The following is an 11,796-nucleotide window of genomic DNA, read 5'->3' as shown; positions in this document are numbered from 1 at the left end:
AAAAGTCTACCACAAATGGCTTTTCTATTTTTCTAACTTAATTTTACAAACCGCGATTCAAAAAACTACCCTTTTTTCAGAATTAATGATATAGTTAATTGATATTTGAACTGATCATTCGCAAATCGCCGATCAGATTATAAATTAAAAAGTGGCGCTTCAGTGCTCAGAAAGGATGTACCAGCATGACTTTACCTAGTAATGACAACCCTAAGATTCGGGAAACGGTCGCCAAGACCTTCATGGAAATGTTAAAAAACATGCCCTATGAAGCAATTACAATTCCGGATGTAATCGAAACCGCCAACGTTTCGCAAGCGGACTTTGACCGGAATTACACCTCCAAACGTTCCATCATCATGGATTTTCTGGCTCATCTACAAGACGAAGCCAGCCATCAAATTGCTCCGCAACTGCCGGCCGCCAATGTTTTATTCAACGAAAAAAACCTGCTGAAGATCCTGGCCTACTACCGACAATACAAAGAAGAACTGTTGGCGATTGATCAAGCGGGGTTATCCAACCTCTTGTACGATATGACCTGCTTGTTGACCGAAGACTTATTGACCATGTCTGAAGATGCTGATCACGTTGAACGCTTCCGGCTCTTCTTTATGACTGGGGGACTCCTCAGCACCTTTATGCAATGGCTCCACTCCGAAAATCCGGTTACGACTGAAGAATTGGCAACGGCCCAATACAAGATGGTTTCCCAATCCTTAGAAATTCCACTTAGTTTTAAATAATTAATCCTGACGTTAAAAAAGGCTCGGAACCCACGTCCAACGTGTTCCGAGCCTTTTAGCGTCTTTAGTTAACCTTAATCAATTGTAATCGTCGTGTCTGCTTTGTCACTGGCGGCTAACTTCGGCAAGGTGACCGTCAAGACCCCATTTTCGTACTTCGCACTGATTTGGTGCCGATCAACCTCTGGCAAACGATATTGGCGGCTAAACTGGCCATAGCGCCGTTCGGTGTGCAATAAGTTGCCAGCGTTGTCCTTGGCTTCGCTTTGGGCATCCCGGTGCCCCGTAACCGTCAAGACATCTTGGTCATAGCTTAAGTGTAAATCATCCTTCGCAAAGCCAGGCATATCAATCTTGACTTGGTAAGCGTGGTCATCTTCAGCAATATCGGTCCGCATGCTGTCACCGCTCAGCATCGTTTCTGGTTCGAAACCACGATCAAACCAGTTAAACATGTTATCCATCCAGTTGTCCCGCCGTTGCAATCCATTCATCATTATTAAAATCCCCTTTCGTTAAACTCTTTACACTTACTATTATCGTCAAAGGTCAAAAAAGGTCAAATGCTTTGTCTGACTTTTCTTGATCTTTTTGCAGGTTACATGTCAAACAAGGTCCAACAATGATGAAGGTTAGCTTTTCGTCATGAATATTTTTTTGTCGCTTTTACGTTTTTTTGCCACATATGAAAAATAATTCAAATTAAAAGGACCCGGTTGTCCGGATCCCAATGCGAATGCTAGGTTGTTAATACCACCCATTTTGCTGCCAAAAGGCTTGCGCCGCGGCCCAAGAACCGTAACGACTGGCGACATATTGGTTGGCGACGGTATCTTGATTACTTGCTGAGAGGTCGCCGTTTAGGTACGACAGGCTTAGTTGGTAAGCGCCGTAGTACTGACCGTTTTGCGCGCTGTAGTTGCCACCGGATTCGTGTTGGATGATCCACTGGCGGGCCGCCTCTTCACTGCTGGAAGCAGGCGTGGTTGTGGCGATTGCCGAACTGGTGGTTGTGGTCGTAGTCGTTGTTGCCGGGCTAGTGGCAGCACTGGCGGCTGGCGCTTGGGCCACTTGAGTGCTTCCCGCCGCGTTACTACTTTGACTGACCGCACTGCTTTGGTTGGCGGCATTGCTATCGACCGCCGGCGCTGCCTGAATGGCCGGCGCCGGAGCACTCGTAGCTACATTGGCGGTAGCGCTGGCCTGCGGCAAGCTGGCGGCTTGTTGTGGCGTGGCCACGCAAACTGTCCCGTCATCGCCGATTACCAGCTTTTGCCCCACGTAGATCAGATTTTTATTGGCAATTTGGTTGCGTTGGGCCAGGGTATCGACAAAGGTCAAATCGTGACCTAACTTAAGCGAGATCCCGGAAAGGGTATCCCCCGCTTGTACGGTGTAGATTGAATCCGCACTCGCGGTTGTCGCGGCCGTTAAGGTCCCTAAGGCGACTGCGCCGGCAACGGCAGCTGTTACTTGCCAAGTTTTGCGTTTCAGGTTTAATTTCATTTTTCAACATCCTTTACTGTTCTTTTTTTTCTTACCAACCCGGATCAGCTATCAACGGTTCTTACTATACCCGCCCCGCGTTACGAAGCAATTACCGGTTCTTCTCAATCCCCCCGGCCACTGTAACCCCGTGTAACAAATTCTTGGTCCCCTTCCCGCCAGTCCCAAGGCGGCCTTAGCGCGCCAACCAGTTCGACCGGGGCATAATTTCTTCACTTTTGCTGCCGATTGTAATATTTGGCGCCACTTACGGCTGATTTTTTCGTTTTCAAGGGGCCGGCTTCCCCACCAAGTGGGATTGGCGACCCCAATGTTACTGACTTTGTAACTTTAACGCCCCGCCAGCATCCCGAACGCCGCCGCGCCCCACCCTTTCAACACAGCTAAGCCATCAAAACGTCATATTTTAACAAACGGCGCCCCACCGGTGAAAAAGTTTCCGGTGGGGCGCTTGAAGATTAATATTGGGTTTCGATTTGCATCCCGCTCGGCCAATTTTCTAACGACTGGCGCTGGTCTTGGGCGCGCAAGGCCGCTCGTTCAGCCACCGTTAGTTCAAAGTCAAACAGGGCGATGTTTTCTGCTAAATACTGCGGGTGCAAGGCCTTAGGAATGACCGTTACTCCCTCTTGGAGCAGGAAACGCAGGGCCACTTGGGCTGGCGACTTCTGGTAGTGCGCCGCCAACTCGTCTAAGACCGGGTTGTCCATAATCGTTTCGGCCCCCTGGCCCAGTGGCGACCAAGCCTGATGGACCAAATCATTCGCAACCAAGTATTCATGCAGTTTGGCTTGCTGCCAAAGCAAGTGGGTCTCAACTTGGTCGATGACCGGCTTAACGCGGGCATTGGCTAAGACCTTATCAACTTGCTGATGGTTAAAGTTGCTCAGACCAATTGCCTTGATTTTGCCTTCCTTTACGGCATCTTCCAAGGCCCCATAGGATTCCAAGTAATTAGGGATCGGCCAGTGAATCAGCATTAAATCAAAATAATCCAACCCGCTGGCTTGCAGGGACTCATCGATCCCCGCTTTCGTTTCGGCATAGCCACTCAAAGGGGTCTTACTGGTCACAAAAAAGTCAGCGCGCGGCAGCCCACTTTGCCGCAGCGCTTGGCCAACCCCGGCTTCATTGCCGTAGTATTGCGCGGTATCGATTAACCGGTAACCGGCCCGAATCGCCGCCGTGACTGCCGCTTGCGTCTGGTCGCTTTCAATTTGGTAGGTCCCATAGCCCACGACGGGCATGATTAAGCCATTATTTAAGGTAACTGTTTCCATGAATTTCTCTTCCCTCATTTTCTCTCTGCCAATTGTGCTGAAGCAAGAAAAGGGACCAAAAGCTCCGCTCTTGATCCCTATTATTGTAACCTACGCCTAGGCAAACTTGTCAAATTTAGCTTACAGGTGGGTTAATTTGTGGTCCCGTGGCATCAAGAGGTTTAAGACAATTGCACATACAGCAGCAATCGCTACGGGTGACCCCAACAGGTACTGGACTAATTGCGGCGCGTGGTTTGTCACCGTCTTCGGCAGCAGGACAATCGCCAAGGTTAAAATGATTGGCAAACCAATGATGTATAAGTCGCTGGCTTGGGTTTGAATCCCGCGGATCACGTTTAACCCATTTAACATGATCGTCACGGTAATGATCGCAAAGACCCCACCGATCACGGGAGCTGGCACCGCTGCTAAAAAGGCCGACAGCTTCGAGAAGAAACCTAAGACAATAAACCAGGCCCCCGCGGCCACAAAGACGCGCTTGGAAGCGACCCCGGTAATGGAAATGACCCCCGCGTTCGTGGAGTACCCCGTCACTGGCGTCGCCCCGGACAGGGCAGCAACCAAACAGGACAGCCCTTCCCCGATGATCCCCCGGTTCCATTGTTGATTGGTAATCTTTTGGTTGGTAACGGCCCCCATGGCAAACCAAGTCCCGGTCGTTTCCGTCGTAATGATCGCGTAGATGATCAAGAAAGTTAAAATGGCCGTCAAATCAAAGTGAATCCCCCAGTGCAAAATCGTCCGTTGGGGAAAACCAAACCACGCCGCCTTAGCGACCGATTGCCAATCAAAGCGCCCCATCAAGGCACTTAAGAGCGTGCCGACCAGCAAGGCGATTACGATCGAGCCGGTCCGAAAAATCTTTTGCACGCGGGGGAAGCGAATACTGATCCCGACACAAACTAACAGCGTCAAGGCCGTTGCGCTGGCCAGTTCAATGTTTTGGTAAATGTTGCCCTGGGCCAAGAAAATATTGTCGTTTAACGCCGACGGAATTAAGGACAAGCCCACACAAGTGATGATCGTGCCCCCCACGACGGCGGGAACCAACTTGTTAATGATCTTTTGAAAGACCCCCGTCAACCCTAACAACACCATGGCTAAGGAGCCAACGACCAGGGCACCAATCAAGGTCCCCATCCCATGGCCCGCCAAGCCCCCGCCGGCCAAGGCAATGCCGGCCGCGGCGCCCAGGGGCACAAAGGACGGCCCTTGCGACATCGGCATCTTCATAAAGAGAACCGTTTGTAAAATCGTCCCGATCCCGGCCGCTAAAAAGGTCCCCTGCAACAAGCCTTGTGAATCCAAGGCCCCCATCGAAAGCATCCCCGCTAAGATAATCGGCGGTACGTAGACGTCCATCGCCAAGACGTGTTGTAAGCCCAAGAGGGTCGCTTCACCCGCTGGCACCTTATCATCGGGGCCAATCATCAAATTGCTTTCTACTTTTGTATCCATGCTTTGCCTCCCGCATTTCAATTCTCTTCCCAAAGGTCATTCGGAATTTCTTGCTACTGAACCAGAAATTCCAAGTGAATCTTCGGCTTTTTGATGAAGAAAATCTTAACACGAACTTTCAACTTTGTAAATGATTATCCCAACAAAAAATTCCGAACGAATTTAACGTTCGGAATTAAAACAGTTTACTCATTAACGAACGAGCTTGTCCCAGATGACGACCTTGCCTTGGGCAAAGGATTGAGGGACGTCGATAATTCGCTGGTTGGCACTCCCGCGGAATTGTAAAGTAAGATCCTTTTGCGCCAACAAAAACCGTCCGTCGACCAAGATGTCAATAAGGTGCAAAAGTTCTAATTTATCGGGGGAATCTTGCAATAACTCCTCCCAGGTATAGCCCGACCAAGACCAAATATCCTTGCGGTCACCAAACTCGTGGCGAATTCGTTTGACCAAGCGCAAGCAGACCTGGGTATTTAAGAAGGGTTCGCCCCCCAATAAAGTCAGGCCTTGCACGTAGCTGTGCCCTAAATCGGCAATGATTTGGTCCTCCAACTCCTGGGTGTAGGGCTGCCCATAGCGAAAATTCTGGGCGGCCACGTTATAGCAGCCCGGGCAGTGGAAAGGACAGCCCGACACATACAGACTGCAACGAACCCCCTCCCCATCAACAAAGTTAAACGGTTTGTAATCAGCAATGTATTGCTGGGAAAGCTCACTGGCGAGCCACTCGTTGGGCTTCGGATTGTTTGGCCTTCTCAAAGTCCGCGGCATACTTAATCATTCCTTTCGTCATATGCTTGGCCCGGTGAATAATTTCTTCGTGACGCCCGTGGACCATCGGCCGTTGTTGGGGGTTGCCCAAGTAACCACAGGTTCGCTTGACCACGTCGCAACTAGCTGGATCATGGTTGCCACACTGGGGGCACTTAAAGCCCTGGGCCGTGGCCTCGAATTCCCCCTTAAAGCCACATTTGAAGCACTGGTCAATCGCGGTATTGGTCCCTAAATAACCAACTTGATCATAGGCCCAATCCCAAACCGCCTCTAAGGCCTTGGGATTTTGGCGCAAGTTGGGATACTCACAGTAGTGAATAAAGCCCCCCGCCGCGTACTGCGGAAAGTCGGCTTCAAAGGCCAGCTTATCAAACGGGGTTGGGTGCTTGCGGACGTCGTAATGGAAACTGTTCGTGTAGTATTCCTTATCAGTAACATCGGGAATGCGGCCAAACTTCTTTAAATCCGCCTGACAGAAAGTATCAGTCAAGGATTCGGCCGGGGTGGAATAGACGCTGAAGTGGTAACCTTCCTCGGCTTCCCACTTCTGACACGCCGCGGCCATTTTTTGGACGATCGACAAAACAAACTGGTGGGCGGCCTCATTTTCTTCCCACCGGGGACCATAGAAAGTGGCGCCTACTTCGTACAGGCCAATGTAACCCAGCGACACCGTGGCCCGGCTGTCTTTAAAAACTTCGTCCACGCTATCAGTCGGCTTTAAGCGCTTGCCAAAGGCTCCGTACATATACAGCAAGGGGGCGTTTTCGGGCTTGGCCTGCTTAGTCCGGGTAATCCGGTAGTCCAGGGCCTGCTTGGCCAGCGCCAAGCGTTCATTGAAGATGGTCCAGAAGCGGTCTTGATCCCCCTGAGCCAACAAAGCGATCCGCGGCAGGTTTAACGAAACCACCCCGAGGTTCATCCGGCCAGAATTGACCTCCTTGCCCGTCGCCGGGTCAACCCAGCCCTGCAAGAAGCTGCGGCAGCCCATCGGCGTCTTAAAGCTCCCGGTCAATTCCTTAATCTTGTCATACATCAAGAGGTCCGGGTACATCCGCTTGGTCGAGCATTCGAGGGCGAGCTGTTTGATGTCATAGTTAGGGTCACCAGGGTCAAGGTTAAGGCCGCGCTTGAGGGTAAAGATCAGCTTCGGGAAGATGGCCGTCCGGTGTTCTTTGCCTAACCCCTTAATGCGAATCTGCAGGATCGCCTTTTGAATGCTACGGGCAATCCACGAGGTCCCCAACCCGAAATTAACGGTCGTAAAGGGGGTTTGCCCCTGCGAAGAATACAGGGTGTTGATCTCGTATTCCAAGGCCTGCATGGCATCGTAAATGTCTTTTTCCGTTTTTTGCCGCGCATAGGCTTCTTGTTTGGCTGGCGCCACCCATTCTGCGGCATCGCGCAGGTGCTTTTCGTAATTTAATTGGGCGTAAGGTTCTAACAATTGGTCAATCCGGTTGGCGGAACAACCACCGTATTGCAACGACGCCACGTTGGCGATGATTTGTGACATCTGGGCGGTTGCGGTTTGAATTGACTTAGGCGAATCCACCCAGGCATTGCCGATCTTAAAGCCGTGGGCCAGCATTTCGTCAAAGTCGATCAAACAACAGTTGGTTTCCGGGGTTACGGGCGAGTAATCCAGGTCATGCCAGTGCAAATCTCCCCGCAAGTGGGCTTTGGCTACCACTTCCGGCATCATCTTCAAGCCGAGCGCCCGGCTGACGACCCCGGCTTCCAAGTCCCGTTGGGTATTAAAGACGCGGGAATCCTTATTGGCATTTTCGTGGACCACCCGATCGTTATGGTCAAACAGGGCGGCCAATTTAGTCTGCGGATCGGTGGCAGCCGCAAAAGCGGCCTCATCTTGGGTTCGGTAGTCTTGGTACGCTTGGGCCAGTTGGTGGGCCCCCGTCTTTTCCAACGCTTCGATGATCACCGCGACAATCTGCCGGGTTTTGACCGTGCGCTCACCCGCCAACCGCGCCACCAAAGCGGCAATGACGGCTTGCTGGGTCGCTTGGCTGGCATGTAATTGCGCCAGCACCCATTCGATTTTATAAGCGTAAAACGGGGTCAAGGTCCGATCCCGCTTTTCAACTGTGACCGTTGCTAATTGTGTCAGCTGCTCATTCACTTTTACCACTCCTTTTGATGTTTTTATCCTAGGGGATAACACAAGATATAGAAAGAGTTGACTTTTTCAAAACTATATCTTGTAGTCAAAAGGTGGTCCCGCACCCAAAACGGGACGAGGGGTTTCGCTGATCAAGCGATCTTGGTCGTTCACCAAGCCGATCCGCCCGGTTTGCTTTTCATCTTCCTCAATGCCTGCGACCTAAAAAAACCGCTTTACTGACGGTGGCAATTGAGCGCGTGATTTACCAAAAACTTTTCTTGCTTTGCGCCCAAGCCTGAGCAAAAAATCATGTATCCGTCCCAGGCAAGGGGAATAAAAAAGGCCCACTAACCAAGGGTCAGTGAGCACTGTATATCGATTAAGCAAGATTAGAACTGGCCATCGGCAATTTGATCCAACAATGGCCGCGACGGGATAAAGAAGAGTTGCCCCGACAAAATTTCGGAGAAGGTCAACAAAAAGTCACTCTTTTCCACCATGTTGGTCAACATCATCTTAGTGACCGTCCAGTGGCGAGAGTAGCCAATAAAGTAAGTCCCGGTATTGCCCGAGGCGGGATCGGAGAAGGGCACGTTCATCCGGACAATCTTTTGCTCTTCACCGTCAATTTCAGCCTTGGAAGCAACGTTGTGGGCATTAGCGTACTTATCTTCATCCGCCAATTCCAAATCGGTGAACTTTTCCCGGCCCACCGCTTTTTCTTGTTCTTCGGTCTTGAGGTGGTGCCAGAAGTCCATATTGTGCCGCCACTTTTGGGCAAAGGCATACGAACCATTTTCAAAGACCGGATCTTCATCGCCAATAATCGCGTAATCGGCCGCATCTTCAACTTGTGGGGCTTCCGTCCCATCAATAAAGCCAATGATCGCCCGGCCTTCAAAGTAGCGGAACCCCTTCGTTTCGTCGACCACCGTGGTAATGTCCTTTAAGAAGCGACGGAACTGACTCATCGCTTCATAAACCACTGCTTCGTCACTGGCCCGCACATGGAAGAACAAATCCCCCGCTGACGCCGGCATCGAATACTTAGGCCCCTGCAGGGTCTGGTAAGTCTCTAATTCTTTTGGCTTGGCTGCCCCTGGAAAGAGGTAGTCCCAAGCGGCATTACTCAAACCAAAGCTGGCCTTCAAGTCCCCCTGGGCATCGCGAATCCGTAAGGAGCGCAAAATCGCTTGGTAGCGATCCGCAAATTCCTCAATAACCGCCTTTTCCTGTGCTTGATCCGTGCGGTTTAACTCCAGCACCGTGAACTGTACGTGTTGACCAACGTCCTTCCAGACATCTTGGGCCTTGTTTGGATCCATTGTCATCAGTGATTCCTCCCATCAATTTTGGTTCCGGCTTCATTTTAGCATAACCGGCCAGCTTGCGGGGGTTAAATTCTGCCGTCGCAAGCTCAATATTAATTAAGAATTATTCTAAATAAATTGGGAGAGCAATCAAAAAACCACCCTGCGGAAACCGCCAGGTGGAAAATTAATTTCTTTATTTACCGAGGTAATTACTGTTGGTCCCAAACCACTTTTGGTTAATCCGGGCCAATTCCCCGTTCTTTTGCAGCTTAGCTAAGCCCTGGTTAACCTTCTTTTGCAAGGTCTTGTCGCCCTTGCGCATCCCCACGGCAAATTGATCGACCGTAAAAGCCGGGTTGACAATCACCTTAAAATCGGCCCGGTTCTTTTGGTGACGAATGTAGTATTCAGCATACACCTTATCCATCAGCAACCCTTGGATCCGGTTGGCGTTTAAGTCAATAAAGGCGTTCGGGAAGGTATCGTAGAGGACCGGACTCTTCCCCTTGATCAAATCCTTTAACAACTTCGGCTGGGCATCCAGTTGGACCTGCCCGGTGGAACCGTTTTGCACCCCGAGGGTCTTGTCCCGCATATCACTAAAGGAATTGACCCCGTAACCCTTCTTGGTCACCAGCACTTGTTGGTTCTCCAGGTACGGCCGGCTAAAGGCCACCTTTTTGGCCCGCTCTGGCGTCATCGAATAACCATTCCATAACAGGTCAATCGTCCCGTTACGCAGTTCCGTCTCTTTCATCGACCAGTCAATCGGCTGGAAGTCGACTTTAATGCCGTATTCTTTAAAGACCGCCTTGGCTAAATCGACGTCATAGCCGACTAATTGCCCGTTCTTTTGTCGAAAGCCCATCGGGACAAAGCTGTCATCCAGGCCGATCACGACCTTCTTTTGTTTTTCAATCCGGGCCCAGGTATCTTGCGAGTCCGCTCGTTGCACCACCGATTGACAGCCTGCTAACAACAGCAGTGGCAAACACAGCAAGCTCAGGGCCAGTAGTTTGATTCGTTTCATGCTTGCTTACCCCTTTTGGTCTAAGGCCGTGACTTTCAGCAACTTATCGGCAATCTTTTCGGCAAAGTCCATGTCGTGAGTCACTACCAGTTGGGTCATACCCTGGGCCTTTAACTTCAATAATAAGGTCGCCACTTCATCCCGCAGTTGCGGATCCAAGGCGCTGGTTGGTTCGTCATAGCAGAGAATCTTTGGCTTCATGGCCAAGGCACGCGCAATCGCGACCCGTTGCTTTTGTCCCCCGGATAACTGGTAGGGGTACAGCCCCCCTTTGTCTTCTAACCCCAGTTGATCCAGTAAATCCAAGCCCCGCTGTTCCGCCGCGGCCTTGGCTTCCTTTAAGACCAGTTGGGGTGCCAAGGTAATGTTTTCCAACACTGATAAGTGTGGGAAGAGATTAAAGTCTTGGAAAACGACGCCCATCACGGCATCGCTGGCTTCCATCCCCTTGGGATCAAAGGGTTGGCCATCAATTAAAAATTCTCCGCTGTCGGCAGCTTCCAACCCGGTGATACAACGCAAGAGGGTCGTTTTCCCGGCCCCGGATGGTCCCACGATGCACAGGATCTGCCCGTCTTCGACCGTTAAGTCCACCCCGTTTAAAATCTGGCGCCCGTCAAAACTCTTTTTTAAGTTCTTAATTTCTAACATCGGTGCTCCTCCTCATCTTAACCCTTATTTGTAGTAAGCGTAGCGTTGTTCAACCTTCTTTAACAGGTACGTGCAGATGCCGACCAAGATCAAGTAGATGACCCCCACCATTAATAGTGGAACCAAAGTTACATCCCGGGACGTCGCCACGTTCCCGGCCCGCAGTAAGTCACCCAGCCCGATTACGTAAACCAAGGAAGAATCCTTCACCAGGTTGATGACTTCATTCCCAATCGAAGGGATGACGATCTTGACCACTTGGGGAATGATGATCTTGCGCAGGGTTTGGAAGTAGCTCAACCGTAAGACCCGTGCCCCTTCATATTGGCCATAATTGATCGATTGGAAGCCGCCCCGGAAGATTTCAGCAAAGTAGGCCGCGTAGTTCAAGATAAAGGCAAATAAGGCAGCTTCGTAACGTTGAAAGACCACGCCGATAATTGGCAGCCCGTAGAAGACAAAGATTAATTGCAACAGCAAGGGGGTCCCCCGCATCAGCCATACGTAAAAGTTTAAGATCCACTGTAAGGGTTTAAATTTACTGGTCAACCCAATTGAGACCAAAATCCCCAGCGGCAGTGAACCAATTAACGTCCAAAAGAACAAGGACAGGGTCAACTTCGTCCCGTTCAACAAGGATGGTAAAATTTCAGAAATGTAATTAATTGACATCAGACTCTCCTTCTCCAAAATGCAATTGCGGTCTGGCAAAATACCAAGCAACCAATTGATTTTCTAAGCTTATTTTAAAGCAACGGCAACGACCGGGAAAAGTTTCGCGCTTCAAACAAAAACGCCCCCTGAGCCGCAAAGCTCAGGGGACGTTGATCGTGATTCCACCCCAATTTGTGTCAACCTCGCGATTAACACCTCAGCAAGTTCGCGAATTTGGGAACCAAAAAACGCCCCC

General features: G+C 50.6%; 11 protein-coding genes. 1 reads left to right on the top strand and 10 read right to left on the bottom strand.

The annotated features are described in order from the left end of the window. Positions 1 to 185 precede the first annotated feature (185 nt). Entirely contained in the window at positions 186 to 746 is a 561-nt protein-coding gene (locus tag FC43_RS05200; RefSeq protein WP_056954660.1) for a hypothetical protein, read from the top strand. A 74-nt stretch (positions 747 to 820) separates the two neighbouring features. Here FC43_RS05200 and FC43_RS05195 read toward each other — a convergent pair whose 3' ends face one another. From FC43_RS05195 to FC43_RS05150, 10 genes are all read right to left on the bottom strand, one after another. Beyond that, positions 821 to 1,243, bottom strand: coding sequence for an Hsp20/alpha crystallin family protein (locus tag FC43_RS05195; protein WP_056954657.1), 423 nt, complete (start codon positions 1,241 to 1,243; stop codon positions 821 to 823). Between the two features lie 250 nt (positions 1,244 to 1,493). Then, entirely contained in the window at positions 1,494 to 2,252 is a 759-nt protein-coding gene (gene apf, locus FC43_RS05190) for an aggregation-promoting factor (protein WP_056954655.1), read from the bottom strand. Positions 2,253 to 2,710: 458 nt separating this feature from the next. After that, the gene (locus tag FC43_RS05185) at positions 2,711 to 3,532 is read right to left on the bottom strand and encodes an aldo/keto reductase (RefSeq protein ID WP_056954653.1); all 822 of its coding nucleotides are present in this window, start codon (positions 3,530 to 3,532) and stop codon (positions 2,711 to 2,713) included. A gap of 120 nt (positions 3,533 to 3,652) precedes the next feature. Beyond that, complete coding sequence (locus tag FC43_RS05180) at positions 3,653 to 4,993, bottom strand: uracil-xanthine permease family protein (protein WP_019205245.1); 1,341 nt, start codon at positions 4,991 to 4,993, stop codon at positions 3,653 to 3,655. A gap of 192 nt (positions 4,994 to 5,185) precedes the next feature. Then, positions 5,186 to 5,767: an anaerobic ribonucleoside-triphosphate reductase activating protein gene (nrdG, locus tag FC43_RS05175; RefSeq protein WP_056954651.1), complete on the bottom strand. Its 582-nt coding sequence runs from the start codon at positions 5,765 to 5,767 to the stop codon at positions 5,186 to 5,188. Next, positions 5,709 to 7,910: an anaerobic ribonucleoside-triphosphate reductase gene (nrdD, locus tag FC43_RS05170; RefSeq protein ID WP_235807592.1), complete on the bottom strand. Its 2,202-nt coding sequence runs from the start codon at positions 7,908 to 7,910 to the stop codon at positions 5,709 to 5,711. The genes nrdG and nrdD overlap by 59 nt, the downstream gene beginning before the upstream one ends. A 371-nt stretch (positions 7,911 to 8,281) precedes the next feature. Continuing rightward, entirely contained in the window at positions 8,282 to 9,223 is a 942-nt protein-coding gene (locus FC43_RS05165) for a Dyp-type peroxidase (protein WP_019205242.1), read from the bottom strand. Positions 9,224 to 9,398: 175 nt separating this feature from the next. Further along, entirely contained in the window at positions 9,399 to 10,235 is an 837-nt protein-coding gene (locus FC43_RS05160) for an amino acid ABC transporter substrate-binding protein (RefSeq protein WP_056954647.1), read from the bottom strand. A 6-nt stretch (positions 10,236 to 10,241) separates the two neighbouring features. Continuing rightward, on the bottom strand, positions 10,242 to 10,886 hold the full coding sequence (locus FC43_RS05155) for an amino acid ABC transporter ATP-binding protein (protein ID WP_019205240.1): 645 nt from the start codon (positions 10,884 to 10,886) through the stop codon (positions 10,242 to 10,244). A gap of 24 nt (positions 10,887 to 10,910) precedes the next feature. After that, entirely contained in the window at positions 10,911 to 11,558 is a 648-nt protein-coding gene (locus FC43_RS05150; protein ID WP_056954645.1) for an amino acid ABC transporter permease, read from the bottom strand. Between the last annotated feature and the right edge of the window lie 238 nt (positions 11,559 to 11,796).

Source organism: Limosilactobacillus ingluviei DSM 15946 (genome assembly GCF_001435775.1).
Classification (GTDB): domain Bacteria; phylum Bacillota; class Bacilli; order Lactobacillales; family Lactobacillaceae; genus Limosilactobacillus; species Limosilactobacillus ingluviei.
This window is presented reverse-complemented; position numbering and strand designations above follow the sequence as displayed.

Coding starts and splice junctions, on each gene's coding strand:
- FC43_RS05200 (WP_056954660.1), top strand. CDS start 186: ATGACTTTACCTAGTAATGACAACCCTAAGATTCGGGAAACGGTCGCC.
- FC43_RS05195 (WP_056954657.1), bottom strand. CDS start 1,243: ATGATGAATGGATTGCAACGGCGGGACAACTGGATGGATAACATGTTT.
- FC43_RS05160 (WP_056954647.1), bottom strand. CDS start 10,235: ATGAAACGAATCAAACTACTGGCCCTGAGCTTGCTGTGTTTGCCACTG.
- FC43_RS05180 (WP_019205245.1), bottom strand. CDS start 4,993: ATGGATACAAAAGTAGAAAGCAATTTGATGATTGGCCCCGATGATAAG.
- apf (WP_056954655.1), bottom strand. CDS start 2,252: ATGAAATTAAACCTGAAACGCAAAACTTGGCAAGTAACAGCTGCCGTT.
- FC43_RS05165 (WP_019205242.1), bottom strand. CDS start 9,223: ATGACAATGGATCCAAACAAGGCCCAAGATGTCTGGAAGGACGTTGGT.
- FC43_RS05150 (WP_056954645.1), bottom strand. CDS start 11,558: ATGTCAATTAATTACATTTCTGAAATTTTACCATCCTTGTTGAACGGG.
- FC43_RS05155 (WP_019205240.1), bottom strand. CDS start 10,886: ATGTTAGAAATTAAGAACTTAAAAAAGAGTTTTGACGGGCGCCAGATT.
- FC43_RS05185 (WP_056954653.1), bottom strand. CDS start 3,532: ATGGAAACAGTTACCTTAAATAATGGCTTAATCATGCCCGTCGTGGGC.
- nrdG (WP_056954651.1), bottom strand. CDS start 5,767: ATGCCGCGGACTTTGAGAAGGCCAAACAATCCGAAGCCCAACGAGTGG.